14 protein-coding genes and 1 pseudogene are annotated in these 21,727 nt (G+C 52.6%); 1 reads left to right on the top strand and 14 read right to left on the bottom strand.

Going from position 1 to position 21,727, the window contains the following annotated elements; genetic code table 11:
- The 12 genes and pseudogenes from HMPREF9473_RS12605 to HMPREF9473_RS12550 form a co-directional block, all read right to left on the bottom strand.
- Positions 1-383: pseudogene (locus HMPREF9473_RS12605) on the bottom strand (aldo/keto reductase); the annotation flags it as partial.
- Between the two features lie 41 nt (positions 384-424).
- Positions 425-1,468, bottom strand: coding sequence for a M20/M25/M40 family metallo-hydrolase (locus HMPREF9473_RS12600; RefSeq protein WP_006780500.1), 1,044 nt, complete (start codon positions 1,466-1,468; stop codon positions 425-427).
- Positions 1,469-1,502: 34 nt separating this feature from the next.
- Positions 1,503-2,495 carry a LacI family DNA-binding transcriptional regulator gene (locus HMPREF9473_RS12595; protein ID WP_034858372.1) on the bottom strand — a complete coding sequence of 331 codons (993 nt, stop codon included), beginning with the start codon at positions 2,493-2,495 and terminating at the stop codon, positions 1,503-1,505.
- Positions 2,496-2,596: 101 nt separating this feature from the next.
- Positions 2,597-3,250 carry a beta-phosphoglucomutase gene (pgmB, locus tag HMPREF9473_RS12590; protein WP_006780498.1) on the bottom strand — a complete coding sequence of 218 codons (654 nt, stop codon included), beginning with the start codon at positions 3,248-3,250 and terminating at the stop codon, positions 2,597-2,599.
- The gene (locus HMPREF9473_RS12585) at positions 3,247-4,125 is read right to left on the bottom strand and encodes a DMT family transporter (RefSeq protein ID WP_006780497.1); all 879 of its coding nucleotides are present in this window, start codon (positions 4,123-4,125) and stop codon (positions 3,247-3,249) included. The genes pgmB and HMPREF9473_RS12585 overlap by 4 nt, the downstream gene beginning before the upstream one ends.
- A complete protein-coding gene (locus HMPREF9473_RS12580) occupies positions 4,122-6,446 on the bottom strand; it encodes a glycoside hydrolase family 65 protein (protein ID WP_006780496.1) in 2,325 nt (774 codons plus the stop codon). The genes HMPREF9473_RS12585 and HMPREF9473_RS12580 overlap by 4 nt, the downstream gene beginning before the upstream one ends.
- An 18-nt stretch (positions 6,447-6,464) precedes the next feature.
- Positions 6,465-9,548, bottom strand: coding sequence for a glycoside hydrolase family 2 TIM barrel-domain containing protein (locus HMPREF9473_RS12575; protein WP_006780495.1), 3,084 nt, complete (start codon positions 9,546-9,548; stop codon positions 6,465-6,467).
- 16 nt (positions 9,549-9,564) lie between these two features.
- Positions 9,565-10,335 carry a carbohydrate ABC transporter permease gene (locus HMPREF9473_RS12570; protein WP_050810063.1) on the bottom strand — a complete coding sequence of 257 codons (771 nt, stop codon included), beginning with the start codon at positions 10,333-10,335 and terminating at the stop codon, positions 9,565-9,567.
- 48 nt (positions 10,336-10,383) lie between these two features.
- On the bottom strand, positions 10,384-11,316 hold the full coding sequence (locus tag HMPREF9473_RS12565) for a carbohydrate ABC transporter permease (protein WP_006780493.1): 933 nt from the start codon (positions 11,314-11,316) through the stop codon (positions 10,384-10,386).
- A 65-nt stretch (positions 11,317-11,381) separates the two neighbouring features.
- A complete protein-coding gene (locus tag HMPREF9473_RS12560; RefSeq protein WP_006780492.1) occupies positions 11,382-12,623 on the bottom strand; it encodes an ABC transporter substrate-binding protein in 1,242 nt (413 codons plus the stop codon).
- Between the two features lie 285 nt (positions 12,624-12,908).
- On the bottom strand, positions 12,909-14,753 hold the full coding sequence (locus HMPREF9473_RS12555; protein WP_006780491.1) for a diguanylate cyclase domain-containing protein: 1,845 nt from the start codon (positions 14,751-14,753) through the stop codon (positions 12,909-12,911).
- A gap of 57 nt (positions 14,754-14,810) precedes the next feature.
- The gene (locus HMPREF9473_RS12550) at positions 14,811-16,472 is read right to left on the bottom strand and encodes a putative bifunctional diguanylate cyclase/phosphodiesterase (RefSeq protein ID WP_006780490.1); all 1,662 of its coding nucleotides are present in this window, start codon (positions 16,470-16,472) and stop codon (positions 14,811-14,813) included.
- A gap of 257 nt (positions 16,473-16,729) precedes the next feature.
- Between HMPREF9473_RS12550 and HMPREF9473_RS12545 the strand changes: the two genes are divergently transcribed.
- Positions 16,730-18,145, top strand: a complete 1,416-nt coding sequence (locus tag HMPREF9473_RS12545; RefSeq protein ID WP_006780489.1) for a GntR family transcriptional regulator — start codon at positions 16,730-16,732, stop codon at positions 18,143-18,145.
- A 6-nt stretch (positions 18,146-18,151) separates the two neighbouring features.
- On the opposite strand, the gene HMPREF9473_RS12540 is transcribed toward HMPREF9473_RS12545, so the two are convergent.
- The gene (locus HMPREF9473_RS12540) at positions 18,152-20,512 is read right to left on the bottom strand and encodes a PAS domain-containing hybrid sensor histidine kinase/response regulator (RefSeq protein WP_006780488.1); all 2,361 of its coding nucleotides are present in this window, start codon (positions 20,510-20,512) and stop codon (positions 18,152-18,154) included.
- Positions 20,513-20,538: 26 nt separating this feature from the next.
- Entirely contained in the window at positions 20,539-21,726 is a 1,188-nt protein-coding gene (gene pepT / locus HMPREF9473_RS12535) for a peptidase T (protein WP_006780487.1), read from the bottom strand.
- Position 21,727: the final 1 nt, after the last annotated feature.

The following is a 21,727-nucleotide window of genomic DNA, read 5'->3' as shown; positions in this document are numbered from 1 at the left end:
ATAATGCGGTGAAATTCCTCCGGCTCATCCACAAAGTGGATCATTCCCAAATCAATATAATCGGTTCTCAGACGCTCCAGCAGGTCCATAAATGCTGCCTTCACCTGGGAAAGTTCCCGTGTGCGGACATACTGGCCGTCCTGCCAGGTGGAGCCAAGATGCCCCTGGATAATCCACTTATCCCGTCTGCCCTCCAAAGCCGCGCCGATATTGGAGCGCACATTGGGCTCCGACATCCAGCAGTCCAGGATATTGATGCCCTGTTCCTCGCAGCAGTCGATCACCGCCTTCACTTCTTCCGCATTGTGCCGCTCCAGCCATTCCGCTCCCAGTCCAATCTCACTGACCTTCAGTCCGGTATTTCCCAGGTTTCTGTACTTCATGTTGGCTTCCTCCTCTGTGTTAATTTGTTAACAATCCTCTGTCAATCCTGCTTCGCACCGTCAAGCTCCTGGTACCGCGCCAGGAATTCTGCAATCAGTACAATACAGTCCTCCACATCCTTCTCATCCGCCACCTCAGCCGGATGATGCATATAGCGCAGCGGGATGGACACCAGCACCACCGGCATCCCCTCCTGTGCAAAATGAACCTTGTCCGCGTCCGTGTAACTCAAGGCGCTGGCCGCCTCGGTCTGCACCCGGATGCCGGCCGAATCGGCACAGGCTCTCATCATCCGGTTCAGACGTTTGGAGACAATCGGACTGTTGCACAGAACCGGGCCGCCGCCCAGCTTCACATCCCCCGTCTCCGCCATACTCGTCCCCGTACAGTCACAGGTGTAGGTCACGTCCACCACAATGGCAAGGTCCGGTTTCACACGGCAGGCCGTCCAGTAAGCGCCGTTTTTGGTGGTCTCCTCCCCGACGGTGGCCGCACTGTATACGCCGCAGGTGCATGCTCTCTCCCTGGCCCGCTTGAGGGCTTCCATGATAATGTAGACGCCCAGCCGGTCATCCAGCGCTCTGGCGGAGAATCGTCCTCCCGCCATCGCCCGCATGCCGGTATCAAACACCACAGGACTGCCCGGCTCCACCAGGGCCAGGGCATCCTCCTTCGTATCCACACCGATATCAATCAACAAATCTTTGGTGTCCACACCGCCTTTCTTCTGAAAGAAATCCCGGTAGGATTCCACCACGCCGCAGACCGGACCATTCCCAGTCATCACCAGTACCTGGTGTCCCGGATAGACAGCCGGGATAATGCCTCCCCGGCGGACTGCCGTAAGCCGTCCCTTCTCCGTCACCGCCGACACCATCAAGCCGATTTCATCCAGATGGGCCGTCATCAGAATCCTCGGACTGGCATCCGGATTCAGCACACAGATGGTGTCCCCGATATCGTCACTCAATACGGCATCCGATACCGGTTCCATGTGCCTGCGGACCACCTCTCCGCCAGCTTCCTCATAGCCAGATACCGTGGCCGTCTCCAACAGCTCTTTTAAAAATATATTATCTATCATCGTTCTCATTTCCTTTCCGCCAAACGCGCTGACACTAGTCCAGCGCTCTCACACTCTCTCTCAACACCAGCTTTGCCGGAATCAGAACCTGGATGGAGATTTCCCTGCCGCTCAGGATTTTCTCCGCCAGCAGCGTCACCGCCTGCTCTCCCATGAAATCCATGTGGAGATGAACGGTGGTCAGCGGCGGCACCAGATATTTGGCCGCCGGGATATCATTGTAGCCGATGACGCTGATGTCATCTGGAATGGAGAGTCCCTTTTCATTGACTGCCTTGTAGCAGCCGATAGCCAGGGAATCGTTGGCCACAAAGACCGCGGTGGGGGCATCCGGAAGTTCTAACAGCTCTCCCATCATCTGATACCCATACCGGGGCGTGTAGCCGCCAACCTTTAAATATTCCTCCCGGAACAATCCTTCCTGCTTCATGATCCGCACATAGGCATAGGTCCGGTTGTCCACCACCTCGACGCCGTCCGAATCCGTCTCATAACCGCCGATAAAGGCAATTTTTCGGTGTCCCTGATTCATCAGATACGCCATCACCTTCGAGACGGAGCGCTCAATATCGTGAATCACGGAATCAAATTTCTCCGTGTCCGGAATGGCATCGGCAAATACGGTGGGTTTCCCAAAGGACTCGATCCGCTCCATCATGGACTGGCTGAAAGTTCCCAGACAGATGATGCCGTCAAGGGGCGGCAGATCGTCCTTTCCATCACTGCTGCTAATCCGGTATTTCTTGTACCCTTCCTCCGCCAGCTTCTTCTCAATCGCCACGCGGACGGAGAGATAATAGGTGTCCTCCAGCTCTTCCTCCAGGGAATAGGAGCAGAGGATGCCTATCTTCAGCCGCTTCTTTCTCTTCTTTTTATCTTTCACCTGATAATCCAGCTGTTCCGCCGCCTCAAAGATGCGCTTGCGCGTCTCATCCTGTACATTTAACGTCTCGTCGTAATTCAAGACTCTGGAAACCGTGGCGATGGAAACACCTGCTTTTTCTGCAATATCCTTAATTGTAGCCATACTTTTCATTAACCCCTTATTCATTCCCCATCATGAAACTGAATACCGCGGCCGGTTACTGCTTTTCGCTGTTTCCGGCCGCGGTTTTAGTATAGCATATTCTAAATAGGTTCGCAATTGCAAGCCGCCAAAAGCTCTTTAAATGTCATCAGATGATAGTCAGCCAGCTCACAGCCGGAGGCGTCCCCGATTCCCGCCGCATCCATGCCGCCCGCCTTGGCCGCCATCAGCCCGGCTTTGGCGTCCTCCACCACCAGGCAGTGTTCCGGCTCCTCACCAATCAGCCTGGCTGCCAGCAGAAACACTTCCGGGTCCGGCTTGGAGCGGGCAATCTGGTTTCCGTCGGATATGGCGTCAAAATAACCGCCAAGTCCCAGCCGCTCCAGGATAAAGCAGGCATTTTTGCTGGAGGAGCCGATGGCCAGCTTCAGGCCATTTTCCCGCAGTTTATCCAGAGTCTCCTTCACCTCCGGGGATAAATCCGACGGGGACATGTTGGAGAGCAGCTCCTTATAGATCTCATTCTTTTTGGAGGTATAGCGGATTTTATCCGCCTCCTCCATGACGCCGTCATACCGCTCCAGAATAATCTCAAAGCTCTCCATCCGGCTGACGCCCCGCAGACGGTTGTTGATGCTCTCGTCAAAATAAATCCCAAGCTCATCGGCCACCTGCTTCCACGCCTGATAGTGATAGGCGTCCGTGTGGCAGATCACCCCGTCCAAATCAAAGATAACGCCATGATAGTTTTTCATTCTCTTGCAGCCTCCCTCTTCATATTCTCTCCCCCGGAGTAGTTGGACAGCAGGACCGCGGCCAGAATGATCACGCAGCCGGCTATCATCCGCAGGGTAATCAGCTCTTTTAACAGAATCACGGAAAACAGGGTTCCAAATACCGACTCCATGGACAGGATAATGGCCGCCTTCGTCTCATCCACGTACTGCTGGCAGCTGGTCTGGAGCAGGTAGGTGAGGGCCGTGCTTATGAGTCCCAGATAGAGAACGGAAAGCCAGCCTTCCCCGGATGCATGAATGGAGGTCTCCCCCATTCCCACCAGAAACAGGGCGGACAGGACAAAGGCCGTCGTCATCTGCACGCAGTTCAATACTTTCACCCGGTACTTGGCCGCAAACTCTCCTGTCAGGAAGATTTGAAAGGCAAATCCCACTGCGCCAAGCAGTGTCAGGGCGTCCCCTGTTCCCAGGGAGAAATCTCCGTTCAGGGACAGAATTCCCACGCCGGCAACCGCCATCACCGCGCCCACAATTCCGTTTAATCCCACCCGTTTCCGGTAAATCAAAAAGGCGAGAAACGGCACCATCACCACGTTGGTCGCTGTCAAAAACGCGTTTTTGGACGGCGTGGTGTACTGCAGACCGATAATCTGCAGGGCAAAACCGGCAAACAGGGCGCAGCCCATCAGGATTCCGGCACGAATCTCCTCTTTTTTCAGCGCCTTCATTCCCGGCAGAGAGATGCCTCCCAGGATGACCATCCCCAAAAAGAAGCGGATGGTCATAATCTGAAAGGGACTCATGGATTCCAGAGCCATATCGCTGGCCACGAAGCCGCCGCCCCAGATGACAGTCACGAGAATCAGTCCGAAGATTGCCAGATATTTTCTCATGATGTTCCTCCCATCACCTGGACTTTCCCGTTTACCCGGACAGTCACCGGACTACCCTCCAGCAGTTTAACGTCCGCCTGGTTATCCGGCGTCACCGTGATGCTTAATTTGGCTCCGCGATAGTGCAGACGGAAGGATAGTCCGCTCCACTCCTTCGGCATATGGGGACGGATATCCACCACGCCGTCCTCCTCCATGGACACCCCTGCAAATCCGAACACCACTGTCTGCCACACGCCGCCGGCATTGGCCGCGTGGATGCCCTCCCTGGTGTTCTTCTGCAAATCCGTCAGATCAATGAAAGCGGCACGGCAGAGATAGCGGTAAGCCTTCGTCTCGTCTCCCACCCGAAGCCCCATCACGGAGTAAATGCTGGGACTTAAGGAGGAACCGTGAAGGGTCCGTTTCTCATAGTAGGCGTAATTCTTCTTCCGGGTCTCCTCGTCAAACTCCTCTCCCAGCAGGTGCAGCAACATCACCACATCCGCCTGCTTGATAATCTGGGTCTGGGAGCGGGGCACGGTCTCAAGGGCCTTGGGGCGGATGGGCCAGTCATTTTCATCGCAGGCTTCTATGGTCACGTCCTGAAGGTCAAAATAGCCCTCAAACTGCTCCAGGAGCCCGTTATCCTTTCCTTTTGGCAGATACATGTGTTCCATCACATTCTGCCAGTGTCCCCGCTCTTCCTCCCCGATGGAGAGGCGGTTTTTCAACTCTTCATACAGAACGGGTTCCGTGGTTTCCCATTCTTTTAAAAGATTCAGCACGTAGCTTAAATTCCATTTGGCCAGGTAATTGGTGTAGAGATTGTTGTCCACCGGCTCGTGCCACTCATCCGGCCCGGTGACCTGGCGGATCTCGAAGCGGTGAAGCGTTTCATGGTACTCACACCGGCTGGCCCAGAAGCGGGCGGTCTCAATCAGAATCTCAGCCCCCTTTTCCTTCAGGAACTGTTCATCCCCGGTGAGCTTTACATAGTGATAGATTCCATAGGCCACCGCCGCGGTCACATGATGCTCGTAGACGGCGACGTAACAGCGGTAGCAGGTACCATCCGGCTCAATCGTCCAGTCCGGACACTGCTCCGTTCCGTCATCCGCCGACTCCCAGGGATACTGGGCGCCGCGGTAGCCGTTTTTCCTGGCATTTTCTCTGGCGGCGTCCAGCAGATGATATCGGTAATTCTCCAGATTTCTGGCCGTGTCAGGGAACACGCAGGCGAAGAACGGCAACATGAACAGCTCTGTATCCCAGAAGGCGTGGCCACCATACTCTTCGCCGCTTAAAAGCTTGGCGCCCACATTGACATGCTCATCCCTCTCATTTCCTGTGCTCATAAGATGGAAAATGGTAAACCGGACGGCTCGGTCCAGTTCAAAATCTCCCTGTATCTCAATGTTGGCGTCCTCCCACATCCGGGCGTACACGGCCGTGTGGCGGCTTAACTCCGCGTCGAAGCCATCGGCCATAAACTGCCGTATCTCATCCCGGACTTTGCAGTGAATCTCGTAGTCCGGTGTCTCCCGCTCCGTGTAAATAGCCGCGTACTTCACCACCTCCACAGTTTTTCCCTGCTCCGCCTCAAAATCCTGAAACTCCACCGCCGTCTCGCCGAAGGCGTGGAAGCTGTGATTTTTCATCACGGGCTGGCCGTCAGAAAATGCTTCCATACGGCTGCCGGTTCCCACACAGAGTTTTCTGTCTCTAGTGGTCACCTCCAGGTAAGCGCCGTGGGTGTCCAGACAGCTGTTCTGCAACAGACGGGTGTGCTTCACCTTGAAGCGTGGGGCGTCTCCAAAGTTGATGACAGAGCCGTCGAGGATATTTTCCACCTCAATCAGTCCGCTGTAATTGAGAGGGGTCACCAGAAGGCGGATGCCAAGTCGGTGGACATTGGCCCGGCTCACCATCCGGATTCCCTCTATCAGGGTCTTTCTGCCCCTTCTATCCTCCAGAATGTATCGTTTTGCCAGAAGCGCGTGTCTCATATCCAAGGCTCTGGTGAATTCAAGAATGCGGCAGGTGTCAATGCCAATCAGCTCCTTCTCCACATAGAGTCGGATGCCCAGCCAGTCCGGCATATTGGCCAGCTCTCTCATGAAGGTTTCCGATTTATCAAAGACGCCGTTGATAAAGGTACAGGGAAGGCTGTTTTTCGCCCCTTCCTCGTATGCGCCTCTCGTTCCCAGATATCCGTTGGACAGGCAGAACAGGCTTTCATACTTTAAAGTTTCCTCCGGGCGGTAATCCTCCTGGAGAATCATCCATGCATCATCGCTGAGGTTCTGCTGCATTTCCGGTGAAAATCGTTCTTTTATCATGTTTTTAAGTCCTTTCCGTCAGTCCAGATATTTTATTTTGGACATTGCCGTATCATTTCCGGGCGTCGTCCCACGCAGGGTAAAGCGGAAGGAGAAATCCTGGCGTTTTACCTTGGCAAATGCTTCCTGTTCCTGTCCGCAGCTGTTGCTTCCCAGGCCGGAGTGGGCAAAATCCATGTGGATAATCACATCCTCCGAGTCCGCAATCTCCTGTGGATGTCTGGCATTGTCCAGGCTTTCCGTCGTGTAGTTGTGAAGATTTAATCCCACCGGACTGTCCGAGGTGACGAGAAGCCCTGCGTTACTATCCGTCAGGGAATACCAGTGGACATTCTGCCGATGGCCGTTTTCCTGTGGATAAACGTAATTGGCAGCCATACCGTCCACGTCGGAGCGGTATAATCCCATGAAGGCGGCGCTTTGGCTGTCGATATAATTCTCGCCAAAGCCCAGGCCGTACCAGGCCGCCTGCTGAAGATTTTTGGCCGCCTTCATGCGGATGCCGATGCGGGGAAGAAACTCCGGCTCCTCCACTCCTCTCTGGAACTCTTTACCTGTCAGCTCACAGGTGAGGGAGCCGTCCTCGTACATAGTGTAGCGGTAGTCACAGAGGAAGCCCCAGGACTGGTTGAGACAGCCGAAGTAGGTTCCGATGGACACCTCCACCCGGTGTTCTTTTTCCTCCACCCGGAAATATTCGGTCTGTTCATCCGGGAGCTGGAGGAAGTATTTGTTCTTCCAATCCTCTTTTTTGTACATATCGTTGTCGATGGCGGCGTGGTATACGGTCACACGCGGGCCTTCCGTCACATAGGTCCGTTCTCCGGAACCATAGGTCAGCAGACAGCCGTAGACTTTGTGGAACACCGCTTTTGCCAGGCGGTTGCCCACGGTGAAGCAGATTCCGTCATCCTCCGTCAACAGCTTCTCTCCCGGTTCATGAAGAACGGCAAGTTCCAGATGCTCTCTCAGGGCAAACTGCCCGTGGGATACCTCGTGTCCGGCCGGTGCATAGGCGCTGGCTTCCTTCAGGCAGACAGAGAGATTCATATAGTAATCGGTGTTAGCCTCCGGTGTGAAGGGCTGATAGGGAAGTTCCAGCCGGCAGGTCCCGCCCGGAGCGGCCGATAGTTCATGAATAACGCCTTCCTGCACCTTCCTGTCGTCGCAGGATATCCACCATTTCAACATCAGATGGGAGAAATCCAGGAAATCATAAACATTGTGCAGAAGGATTTCCCGCTGGCTTCCTGCAGGGCCTGTTATCTCCACCGGGGCGATGACCTGTTTGTATTCCAGCAGTCCCGGAGACGGACTCCGGTCCGGCATAAGCAGGCCGTCGATACAGAAATTTCCGTTGGTGGGGAAGTCCCCGTAATCACCGCCATACCGGTAGTATTCCCGGCCCTCCTCATCTACGGAGTGGATTCCGTGGTCATACCATTCCCAGAGGAAACCGCCCTGAAGGCGTTTGGAGGAGCGGAACAGCTTTTGGTAGGAGGATAAGCATCCCGGGCCGTTGCCCATGGCGTGGCCGTACTCGCACAGAATGTGAGGTTTCCCTTTTCCCAGCTTTCCCTCCGCAATTTCGGTCAATTTATCCAGCCACGTGTACATGGTGGAGTAGACATCCACGGCCTCCGCCTCAAAGTCCCCCTCATAGTGAATCAACCGGGAGGAATCGAGTGCCCGGACCGCTTCGGAGCTTTTGACGAAATTATAGCCGAAAGAGGATTCATTTCCAAGGGACCACATGAGGATGGACGGGTGGTTGAAATCCCGTTTTACCATGCGCACGGCACGGTCCACGTAGGCGCTCTCCCAGTCCGGATCGTCACTGATCCAGGAGTATTTGCCGGTCCACTCAAACCCGTGGCATTCCAGGTCCGCCTCGTCAATCACGTACAGACCATACTCATCGCACAAATCATACAAGTACTCGTTGGCCGGGTAGTGGGAACAGCGCACGGCGTTGATGTTGTACTGCTTCATCAGGATGATATCGGATTTTATCTGTTCGTAGGAGGTCACACGCCCCTCTTTTGGGTGGTAATCGTGGTGATTCACACCATTAAGCAGGATGGCGGCGCCGTTGACGGTGAAATTCCCGTCTTTCAGTTCTATGCTGCGAAATCCGGTGCGGTAAGTCGTTTTGTGGCCCTCGAAGTCTAGCTGGAAGGTGTAGAGATACGGCGTTTCCGCTGTCCATGGGTGGACTTCTCCGGCGTGCAGGAAGACGGTCACTGCTGCTTCTTTCGATGACAGGCTGGTTACGCAGTCATTTTTACGGCCATTTTCACACATGCCGCTGCGGCCATCATCAAAGTCATCTTCGCAGTCATCACCGCACAGAAAACTGCCTTCCACTATCACTTGATCTCCATCGCACAGGCGGTAAGTTCCCGTTCCGCAACCCTTTGCGCGGATGACCGCTTTCACGCTTCCATATCTGTAAGACGCGTCCAGACTTGCCGTGATTTGGCAGTCCAAGACCGCGCTCTTTGGCTCATTTATCAGTTCCACATCTCGGAAGATTCCGGAGCACCACCACATATCCTGGTCCTCCAGATAGGTTCCGTCGGACCACTGGCAGACCCGGACCGTCACATCGTTCTCTCCCGCTTTGACGGCCTCCGTGATAACAAATTCCGACGGAAGGCGGCTGACCTTGCTGTATCCGATAAACATTCCATTAACCCATACCTCGTAAGCGCTGTCCACACCGTGAAATTTCAAAACGGTATCTCCGCTCATCCAGTCTTCTTCCAGGAAGAAGGTTCTCTTATAGATTCCCGTAGGATTTTTGGACGGGACAAAAGGCGGGTTCACGGGAAACAGATACAGAACATCGGTGTAATGCATCCGTCCATACCCACGCAGCTGCCAGACAGAGGGCACATCTATCGTATCCCAGTCTTTTGCCGCCCCCGGCTGTTCAAACCCTTCCGGGGATAATTCCGGAGCTTCCAGGTATAAAAACTTCCAGTCCCCGTTGAGTGTCATCCGCGGGGCGCTGTCCTCATAGCAGGAGGTCCTCGCCTCCCGTCTTCCGATTCCGCTTATCCCCTCGTCTTCCCATCGTTTCTTTTTACGTCTTTCCATCGTTGTCTCCTTCCGGTTATTTGATAGCGCCGCTTGTTCCCTCCACAATATGCTTCTGGGCAAAGAGGAAGACGATAATCGGCGGCAGAATCATGATGACTGTGATGCAGAGCATTGGTATAATCTGCGTGCTGTGGACACCCTTAAAGGATGCCAGCCCAAGAGCCAGCGTAAACTTGCTTCTGTCCTGCAAGAAAATGAGGGGCCCAAGATAGTCATTCCAGACAGTAATCATATTCAGCACGCCTACCAATATCAGCTGCGGTTTCATAATCGGCATAAAGATTCGCCAGTAAATCTGAAAGGCGTTGGCTCCGTCGATTCTGGCCGCTTCCTCAAAGTCCTTTGGCACTCCCATCAGGAACTGCCGCATCAGAAAGATATAGTAGGCGGAACCAAACCATGACGGCACGATAAGGGGCTTTAAGGTGTTAATCCAGCCGAATATCTTGAATTCCATATACTGGGGAATCATGGTCACATCCCAGGGAATCATCATGGTGGACAGCAGAATCATAAACATGATATTTTTGCCCTTGAAATTGTATCTGGCAAAGCCGTAGGCCACCAGGGAACAGGAGATAATCTGCCCCGCTGTCGTCCCCACCGTCACCAGAACGGAGTTTAAGAAATACTGGCCAAAGGGCTGTGCCTTCCAGGCGCTTATGTAATTCTCCCACAGCCATTTGGCGGGAAACAGTTTCGGCGGGTAGGCGATGGCTTCCGTCTCCGTCTTGAACGTGGTAAACAGCATGTAGACAAACGGTGACAGGAAATACAAAGCCATAAGGGTCAGCAGCGTATAGATAATCACCTTCGATTTTTTCGTACATACTCATAAGGTTTTCCCGCCTTTCTTTTTGTTCTTTGCCTTCCCGTTCTTCGCTTCCGTCTCATAGAAGACCCAGGCGAAGGACGATTTGAAGACAATGGCTGTCAGAAACAGAATAATGATGAACATCACCCAGGCGTTGGCGCTGGCATATCCCAGACGGTGGTGTTTGAACGCATTGTTATACGTAAACATCCCGTAAAAATAGGTAGACTTTAGCGGTCCGCCGTTGGTGAGCAGCATCACCAGGGTCAGCTGCTGGAACGCGCTTATCAGGGATGTAATCAGGTTAAACAAAATAGTCGGCGTGATGATTGGCAGTGTGACGGAAAAAAACTGTCTGGCCGGGCTGGCTCCGTCCAGGGAGGCAGCCTCATACAAGTCGATGGGAATGCTCTTGATGTCCGTGTAGAAAATGAGCATCATGGTTCCCACTCCAAATGCACTTGCCAGGATAACGGCCAGCAAAGCCCAGGCCGGGTCCACCAGCCAGTTGGGTCCCTCAATGCCAATCAGGGACAGCAGGTAGTTTAACACCCCGTAATTCCCGTTCAATATCCATCCCCAGATGATGGAGATGGCAACGCCGGAGACAACCGCCGGGATATAAAAGATGGTCCGGTAGATTTTCACGCCCTTGACCGGCTGTGTGATCAGCATGGCCAGAAACAGGGCGATTATCATATTTAATGGCACAAAAATCGCGGCGTATTTCAGGGTGATGGTGAGGGACTTGTAAAACTGTTTGTCTTTGGTGAACATTTCCACGTAATTCCCTATTCCGCGGAAGGTGGGCGATGATGTGATCGGCCAGTCAAAAAAACTCATAACCATGGACAGGATAAGAGGCCCCGCCGTAAAGACGATAAAGCCGATAATCCATGGCAGAATAAACAGATACGGAGTCGCATTCTTGACGAAACGTTTCTTCTCCATAAATAATACCTCCAATTAATTGGGGCTGTGTGGCCCATCCGGCCAGGCAATCCCAGGTCCGTGGGTTACTGCATCTCCGAGACAGCCTCCGAAAGCACGGTGGCCGGGTCTTCCAGGGTACTCGGGTTATACACGCGCTCGAATGTCAAATCCAGGGTGTCTTTCAAAGTTGACCAGTTATCCACAATAAAGCTGGCCGGTGTGAAACCGCTGCTCTGCTCCAGCATGGAATAAAACGGCGCGTTGGAAGGATTATCCAGAATCTTCTCGGATTCCACCACAGACTTTAAGGCCGGCAGCTCATAGCCGATTCTCGCCTTGTTCATCTCCTCGCCGGTCCAGTATTTCACGAACTCCCAGGCAGCTTCCTTGTTCTTGGAGTCCTTGGAGATGGAGACGCCGGAGGAACTGAGGATGCTGACAGAGTCTCTTCCTGCACCCGCGAAGGCCGGAATATCCACGATCCCATAATTCAAACCGTCCTCGTCAAAGGTGGATACCGCCCAGGCGCCGTAGATATACATAGCTGTCTGGCCGCCACGGAATTCATCGGTGCCGTTCTTCTCGGTTGCCACCGCGTAACCGTCCTTCTCCATCTCCTGGAACAGAGAAACGGCTTCCACGGAATTGGCGGAATTGAGATTGCCGTCCAGATTGCCATTGGCATCCACGAAGGAACTTCCGTTGCTCCACAGGTACATCTCATAATCGTATGGGTCCGGCTTCATCTGGAAGGAGAAGCCCTTGACACCGCTCACGCTGTCGGTGATGGCCTTGGCCGCCGTCTTCACGTCGTCCCAGGTCCAGTCATTCGTTGGCTCCGCCACGCCGGCCTGGGCAAAGATATCCTTGTTGTAGTACAGCGCATGGGTGGTGAAGCCCACCGGGATGCCGTAGATGGTATCATTTTTAGAGTTGTAGGGCCACAGGGCATCATAGAAATTGTCCTTGTATTCCGCTCCCTCTTTCTCTATGTAAGAATCCAGCGGCTCCAGCCCCTCATAGTAGGATGGGTAATCCCACATATACAGCACATCCGGCGTATCCCCGGAACCCATTCCAGCACTGATTTTCGTGTCATACTCACTTCCGTAAGCCTCCAGTGTCACCTCGATGTCCTCATGGCTGGAATTAAACTGGTCCACCAGCGCCTGCTGTTTGTCCAGGTCCTCCGCATTGTCCCAGGAAGCAAAACGGATTTTCACCTTTCCGCCCTCCGCCTGGCTGCCCGCCTTGGAACTGCATCCACTAAGAACCGTGGATGAGGCCAGCAGGATCGCTGCCGCCACTGCCATTGATTTCTTCATATCGTATTTCCTCCTTTTTGTTTGGTAAATACATCCTAGTTCATTTTAGTAAAATAATCAAGTTTTTATTAGGTAAAACTCATAATTTCGATTTATTGCATGATAATATTGGGATTTTATTGTGCAGATTCCACATAGAAATTGACCTATTTTCGGTTTTACTAAGTTTTATTAATTTTTATAAGTAAAATTTTACTTGATTAATGCAATAAAAAAAGCGCCAACATTATCACCAAAATTTCCGATGAAAACGTAAGCGCCTTTTGCGTAGTTTCTGCAGCAACCTTACTCATGTGTGATTTGCTTATACTCCGTAATATCAAAACAAGACAACAGATAAGCATCCGTGGCCCCCCATTTCAGCGGCGCCACCCGGACCTTCGTCCAGACGTCATATTTATAATTATAGATTTCCCCGCTCCCCTTTGCCAGCAGACAATTCTCGCAGGGCTGCTCTCTCCCGAAGAACGCCTGGTAGCAGGTCATCCCCTCGTGGGCTGATGGGTCCAGTTCCCGGGTTTTGCGGTTTAGATAGACCAGCTGGTAATTACTTTTTTCAATCACATAGACATAGGCGTCCTGATTGTCCAGTATGGTATTTAACTGAATCGATAACTGTCTGTCTTTTTCCGATGCACGCTTTTTCAGCAGAAACGTATTAATCAGCTGGGAGATCAGGGTCAGTGCGGCAACCTCTTCTTTCGTCCACATCCGCAGGCCGGTACACTCATCAAAGCCGACAAAACCGTAAAATTTATCATTATCCATGATGGCACATTGGAGAATGGAATAGATTCCCTGCGGTTTCAGCACCTCTGACATTTTCGGCGGAAGGGAATTGATATCCCGGCAGTATATGACCGGATTCTCCAAAAACCATTCCCGGTATTCCCCCAGAGTATCATAGGGCAGATTCTGCAAATCTTCTTTGACTGGCACCATTCCGTCGTTGCACCACTCAAAGGTATTGTTGGTATATCTTCCATCTTCACTGTTCTCAAAAATATAGGACCTGCTCACATCGAAGCGTTTTCCCACGATCTCCAGGATCAGCTGGATCGCGTGGTCAATGTCCTTGGTGTTGTAGAGAATCTGAAAAACATAATTGACCAGATCCTCCGGCAGTTCTCTGGTATTAAGGTCAGAGTCGATGGCCGCACCCAGAGTGGAAGCGCCATACTGGCCAATCGATTTGTCATCTTCGGAGTTCATCATGACATACTGGTTTTTACCCTGTTTCTTGGCCTGGTACAGCGCCATATCGGCGTTGTGGTACAGGGAATGAAAGTCATCTCCATCATCAGGATAAACGGCAATCCCTACGCTGCAGCTGATTTCAAACATCTGCCTGTCATCCCGGAAAAGTCCGCGAAACATATTGATCAGACTTTGGGCTTTTTCAATGACCATCTCTCTGGAGGAAATATTTTTCAGAAAGATGGTAAACTCATCTCCGCCGATACGTCCGACAACGTCACTTTCCCGTATCATCCGCTTCATTCCAGCGGCCAGTTCCGACAGGACGGCATCTCCAAACAGATGGCCCTGACTGTCGTTGACCTGTTTAAAATTATCCGTATCAATGATAAAGAGAGCACAAAGCTCATTGGGCTGTTTTTCCAGATACCGGCATATCTGCCGCTCGGTCTCCACCCGGTTGTAGAGTCCGGTGAGGGAATCCCGCTCCGCCCTCCTTCGAAGCTCCTCAAGCATCTTCTTCTCGTCATCGATATCCGTGATGATTCCCACGGCTTTGACAGGCCGCCCCTGCTCATCTCCCTGGCTCATTGCCTGGAATCTGCACCAGATGTACTGTCCCATGCTGTTTTGAACCCGGGCTTCTGCCAGGATGGTACCTTTCCCATCCCTGATAGCCCTCATTGCTTTTACCAGTTTCGGGATATCGTGGGGATGAATATGGTACATATCCGCATTGGCTGCCAAATGCTCGAAGCCCTGGTAAACCGGAGTATATCCGAACTTCTTCAACCAATTCTCGGAACAGGTTATCGTATCCTCCACAATATCCCATTCCAATATCATATCTGTGGTCTGGTCCATGATAATCTGATTCTGCTCCATGGTCAGATGCAGTTCCTTCTGATTCTCAGCTGTCTCATCGTTCCCCATATCCACTGCCCTTTCTCAAATTCCTGTTGTCTTTCTATGTTATGTCTATGGTCACCATCATGCCTGCTTTTTCAACAGTTTTTCAAACTCCGCCACCGGCATGGGTCTGGCGAAATAATATCCCTGGGCGCATTCACAGGCAAATTTCTGCAAACGCTCCAGCTGCTCGTAGGTCTCCACGCCCTCCGCCACGATGTTGATGTTCATCCACCGCGCCAGGTTCATGATAAACTGGAGGATGCCCTTGTCCGCCGGCTTCTCCATCTCCCCCTGGATAAACTGGCCGTCCAGCTTCAGCGTGTCAATGGGAAGCTGGTCCAGCATGTTAAGGGAGGAGTATCCGCTTCCAAAGTCGTCCATCTCGATGACAAATCCAAGCTCCCTCAGGCTCCTGGCCGTGTCGATAATCTGCTGGGGTGTCTCCGTGTAAGCGCTCTCCGTAATCTCCAGATGAAGACGGGATGCGGGAAGGTCATATTTTTGAATGGTTTTCTGTAAAATGTCCACCAAATCGGCATTGTAAATATCCGCCCGGGAAACATTGACGGAGATGGAAAATGGAACAAATCCCCTGTCATCCCAATCCCGCATGACGGCGCAGGCCCTGTCCCAGACAAACCGGTCCAGTGTGGTGATAAAACCGTTCCGCTCAAACAGCGGGATGAACTGGATCGGCGGCAGAAGCCCCCACTCCGGGTGATTCCAGCGCACCAGCGCTTCCGCCCCCTTCAGAGAGCCATCCTCAATCCGGTAAATAGGCTGAAGGTAAATCTCAAACTGTCCTTCTTTCAACGCCGGCTCCATGCTCTCGGTGATAGCCTGCTCCCGGAGAAGCTTTCCGCGAAGTTCATCGCCGTAAATCGTCACGTATTTTCCATACTGCCCCTTGATGCTGCGGGCCGCCAGCACCGCCCGGTCACACATCTGCTCCACGGAAAGGGAGCGGTCCGTCACCGGGTATACGCCCCACTTCATCACCATATTTTTCAGCCGCGCCTGATGGCTGGCCTCCTCACAGATTTTGGCAAACTCGGCATCCGAGTATTCCGCCTGGTGCTCCTTAAGGCAGATAAACTGGTCGGCGTTGAGCCGTCCACAGAGCCCGTCGTCGGCTATGTAGCTGCGGCAGGTATCTGCCAGAATGCAGAGCAGCTGGTCTCCTGTCTGGCTGCCGAAAATATCATTAACCAGCTTAAAATTTACCACATCGGAGCAGAGAATATCGTACTCCTTCTCCGGATTGTTGGTAAGAACCTCCCGCACTTTCTGGTAAAAGAATTCTTTGCTGTAAAGGCCGGTCAGCCGGTCATGGCGGAACAGATTAATCATGGCGGCTGTCTCCCGCAGACGGATAATGCTGGCCACCCGGTGGAGAATAATCCGTGGCCGGTACGGCTTTGGCACAAAATCGGAGGCCCCGTGGGACAGGGCGGCCACCTCGTCGGCCTCAGCGTCATTTTGGGTTGTCACGATCACCGGTATCGAGGAAAACGCATCGTTTTCCTTCAGCAATGACAGGAAGGTGTATCCGTCCATCACCGGCATCATGATGTCTAACAGAATCAGGGAAATCTCCTCCGCCTGTTCCTGCAAAACTTCCAATGCCTCCTCCCCGTTTTCCGCTTCCAGAACCTGGTAGTCCGCACTTAATATTTCACATAATAGCTCACGGTTCATCTGATTATCTTCCACAACCAGAATTTTTCTTTTGGCGAACATGCCACGTACCTCCTATATCTATCGTCTGACTGCCTCTGGCAAGCCTTGTTCACATACAAATGATGGATTCAGTATAACAAAATTTGACAAAAATAGCAATGTTCTTCTAAAATACAGGGAATTTTGTAGAAACCAGGAAGGAAAAATGATATATTAATCTTAAGTTATCATAGATTGTGGAAAAATAAGAGAAATAAAAGAGAAAATCATCAGAACTGTCGCATACAAAAAGGACAGGACAACCGGGAGGAAATGAGTTGGAACAACAAACGGAATTGCAGCAGATACTGTATCGTATACTTACTGTGCAGATTGAGTTTGGTACTTATCGGGAGGGGGAACGTCTGCCCTCCATCGAGGAAAGCAGCCAGATGTTTTTTGTCTCCTCCGCCACAGTCCGCTCCGCCTACTTAAAGCTCAAGCAGAAGGGCTATATCCGTCTGAACCGGAATACGGGAGCCGTCGTCAGTGTCCACTATACACAGAAGGACATTGAAGACCATATCCGTGACTTTTTTGCACCGCGCAGGGAAGCGATGCTGGATATCGGGCGGAATATGAATCCGCTGTTTGGACACATCCAGTTGTCCGGTTTTCAGCGTATGACGGACGATACACTGTCCCAGATGGAGTCCCTGGCTTATCAGCGCAACCTCTTACCGGTTCACCGGCTGATCGGCTGGCTCCAGTGCATCTATGGCAGTCTGGACAATGATCTGCTCATCCGGCTTGTCTGGCAGACCTTTATGTTTTATCAGGCGCCGTTTTTAAGTCTTCCCTCCACCCCGGAATCCTGGGACGCCTGGGAGGTGTCCATGCTTCACATGATCAATCTCTGCCGTCAGAAGGACTGGGATGCCTTAAAGCAGGCAATCGCTTCTTTTCAGAACTGCTTTTATCAGGAACTGTGCCAATACTACGACAGTCAGATACCTCCGGCAAGAGACGGGGACCCCGTGATTTCTTTTCAGTGGAACAGCTATCAGAAAGCCTCCCAGCTGTGCTACTCCCTGGCCATGGATATCCTCACCTCCATCAACCGTGGTGTCTACCCGGCCGGAACCCTTCTTCCCTCTCTCGAGAAGCTGGCCAGGGAGCGCAATGTCTCCGTCAGCACCATCCGGCGTATGCTGGCTCTGTTAAACAGCATCGGCATCACCAAATCCATCAATGGTCTGGGAACCAGGGTGCTGTCACAGGATGAGATATGGGAAAACTGCGATTTCACCCAGCCGGCCCTGCGCCGGCGGCTGCATGTTTCCCTTCAAAGTCTTCAGATATTTGCCCTCTCCTGCCATGGCGTGCTGGACCGGTGCAGCCTGGAACTGGATGAAGACGGACTTCACCGCTGCCGGGATTATCTCTGCCTCATGCGTCATCTGGAGCGCTGTGAACTCGCCCCCTTCGGAGTCCTGAGTCTTATCATCCAAAACTCCAAAAGCCCGGCGGTGCAGGTTATCTACAACGAACTGTTTCAGCAGCTGATGTGGGCCTACTCTCTCAGAGCTCTGCGCACAGGAACTGACGTGACAGATGCCCTCTATTGCGCTTCCCTGGACCACCTGCTGTGCTGCCTGGATAACCGGGACACGGAGGGCTTCTCCTCCCTCGTGGAAATGCTTCTGGATGCCAAGTACACATCCATGATGCAGATACTGGCAGCTATCAAATAAAAGCTGTCAGCTCATCCATTTCAAGAGGACATCATAAAAATGTTTCATATCAATAGGTTTCGAAATATGGTCATTCATCCCCACACTTCTGGCTCTGGCCGCGTCGGTGGCAAATGCGTCGGCTGTCAGGGCGCAGATGGGAACAGTCTTTGCATCCGCCCTCTTTAGGGAGCGGATAGCTGCGGCGGCATCGTAGCCGTTCATCACAGGCATCTGAATATCCATCAGAATCATACTGTAATCGCCGGGTGCGGAGGCCTCGAAGGCTTCCAGCGCCCTTTTTCCATTTTCCACGGAGTCCACCACCATATTCTGCATCTGAAGAAGTTCGATCGCGATTTCCCGGTTGATGTCATTGTCCTCCGCCAGCAGGACCCGTTTTCCGCAGAAGGGATGGCGCTCTCCTTCCTCCGGAACGTTTCTTTCCGTCTTTGGCGGCTCAATAGATACGAACAGCTGCAATACCTGAAGCATTTTCGATTTAAACAGCGGCTTCGTGATAAATGCGTCAGCCCCTGCGCGGAGAAACTCCTCCTCTATCTCAGAGTAGTCATAGGCCGAGATGACAATGATGGGAACATTTTTCCCCAATTTCGCCCGGATGGCCTTGAGCGTCTCCAGACCATCCATCTCCGGCATTTTCCAGTCCAGAATCACAGCGAAGAAATCATCCTTGTCCCGGTGGGCCTTTGTGAGGCTTTCAATGGCTTCCTTGCCGGAAAGCACCCAGTATCCGCGCATGCCAAGCTCATTCAACAGGGCCGTGGCGCTCTCACAGGTGATTTCGTCGTCATCCACCACCAGGACGGGAAGGCCGACCAGATCATTGCTGATAGACGCCTCCTCCCTGCACGGCTCCAACGGAATGGTGACGGTAAACCGGCTTCCATGGCCCAGTTCACTGTCCACCTCGATGGTGCCGTTCATCATGCGGACAATATTTTCCGTAATCGCCATTCCGAGTCCGGTTCCCTGTATCTGGCTGATACGCGGGTCCTCCGCCCTGGAAAATGGCTCGAATATGTAAGGCATAAACTCCCTGGAGATGCCAATCCCGTTGTCTATGCAGATAAACTCATACTGGCTCTTTTTCGGCGTCGGGGAATAGAGCTCGTTGATGCGCAGCTGGATACTCCCTTCCTCCTGGGTATATTTGACCGCGTTGGAGAGAATGTTCACCAGCACCTGCTGTAAACGGTCCCCGTCCGCAATCACATTTTCATGGCTTACCTGGCCGATGACAATCTGGAACTGCTGATGCTTCTCCTCCACCAGAGGGCTGCAGATGTCCATCACATTGTCAAGCATGGCTGGAAGATTCACCTGTTCCAGATTCAAATCGATCTTGCCGCTCTCAATCTTGGACATATCCAGAACTTCGTTAATCAGGCTCAGCAGATGACGGCTGGAGGTGTTAATCTTGTTCAGGCAGTCATTCAGCCTGTCCGGCGAGTTTAAGTTGGCCTGGGCAATCACCGACATTCCCATAATGGCATTCATGGGCGTGCGGATATCGTGGGACATGGCGGAAAGGAAATTGGTCTTGGCCGCGTTGGCTACCCGGGCGGTCTGGTAGGCTTCCTCCAGCGCCTTGCGCTGCCTGGCCTGCTCGCTCCGCTCTCTCGTCACATCAATACCGATGCTGTAAAAGGAGGGAATCCCATCCCAGCTCTCCATGGCGCTGACATAGCTGAAGGTCATCATCAGGATTTTGACACTGCCGTCCCTGGTGACAATGCGGGCCTCAAAGTTCGTAAATTCTCCTGTCTCCCTGGAACTTCCCATGATGTCCGAAACCCGTTCCAGATCGTCGGGATGGAGGTAACCGCACGTGGAATGAAGCTCGTCCTCAAACTGCTCGCTGGTATAACCAATCAAATCCAGAAACGTGCCATCGTACCAGAGGATACTGCGCATGTCCCTGGCATCCACCCGGGCAAAACCGCCGGGGATGGTGCGCAGAATGGCTTCCCGCTCCCTGTCCTTTTTGGCCAGCTTATATTCCATGCTGTAATTGTCGTGGGACAGTTCCAGTCTGGCCCGGCGTCCCTCCCAGTCCACAACCCTGTTTTTAATCATGAAGGTGCGCTTCAGAGTCGGATTATAGAATTCCCATTCATAAAATTCTTCTTCGCAGATTCTGTCATTGGTGCAGAACGGGCAGGGACTGGTGCGGCCCTGAATGACTTCGTAGCATTTTCGGCCCTTTACCTGTGATAAGGAGGCGTGTCCAAGGGTCTCCAGGGCGATGGGATTTACATATAAAAGTTCATAGGTTTCCATATCGGAGACGTAGGCATTGCCCAGATATTCCTCCAACATCCAGTCAAAATACCCGGCTTTCTTTTCCAGATTCTGCTGATTCATGATGTTCTCCTTTTTCATTTTCCTCGTTATGCTCCGATATTTTTCACAATATTCAGCAGAAGTTCAACTACACGCTCCATGGACTGGATCGAGATAAACTCATATTTGCCATGGAAATTGTGGCCGCCGGTGCACAGGTTGGGACAGGGAAGTCCCATGTAGGACAATCTGGCGCCGTCGGTGCCTCCGCGGATAGGGCATACTTTCGGCTCAATTCCCATGTCCTCCATGGCGGCTTTGGCCGTATCGATCAGGTACATATGGGGCTCTATCTTCTCTTTCATGTTGAAGTAGCTGTCTTTTAAGAGTAATTCAATGGTACTGTCCCCGTATTTCCGGTTGAGGTAATCGGCTACCTGTTCGATGAAAGCTTTCTTCTCCTGGAATTTTGTCATATCGTGGTCGCGGATAATGTAGTCCATTCTGGCGTATTCCACGGTTCCCTCGATGGCGTCTAAGTGGTAAAAGCCCTCATACCCTTCCGTGTACATGGGATTTTCAAAGACGGGAAGCATGGACTGGAATTCCATGGCCATCAGGATGGCATTCTTCATCTTGCCCTTGGAGGAACCTGGGTGGATGCTGGAACCGTGGATGTGAACCTTGGCGGATGCCGCGTTGAAGTTCTCATATTCCAGTTCGCCCAGCTCACCGCCGTCCACGGTGTAGGCCACGTCGGCTCCAAAGCCCGCCACGTCAAACAGATCGGCGCCGCAGCCAACCTCCTCGTCCGGGGTGAAACCGATTTTGATGGTGCCATGGCGAATCTCCGGGTGGGATAACAGGTAATCGGCCAGAGCCATAATCTCCGCCACGCCTGCCTTGTCGTCCGCCCCCAGCAGAGTGCTTCCGTCAGTGGTAATCAAATCCTGGCCCACGTAGCGGCTCAAATCCGGGAAATCTGCCACGTGCATGGTGAGACCAGTGTCCGGATTCATCAGGATGTCACCGCCATCGTACTGTCTGACAATCTGTGGGTTCACGCCGGCGCCGGAATAGGCCGGTGATGTGTCCATATGGGCAATCAGGCCCAGAACCACGATACCGGTATCATCGGTAGTAGCCGGTATCGTGGCGTAGACGTAGGCATGCTCGTCCATTCTGACATCACTGGCGCCCATGGCATTTAATTCTTCCACCAGAAGTCTGGCCAGATTTCGCTGTTTGTCGGTGCTGGGAATGACATCCATCTCGTCCTGGGACTGGGTGTCGATT

Origin of the sequence: Hungatella hathewayi WAL-18680, assembly GCF_000235505.1 — a bacterium.
Classification (GTDB): Bacteria; Bacillota; Clostridia; order Lachnospirales; family Lachnospiraceae; genus Hungatella_A; species Hungatella_A hathewayi_A.
Note: the sequence above shows the minus strand (reverse complement) of the source record. Positions and strands in the feature narration are given on the sequence as shown.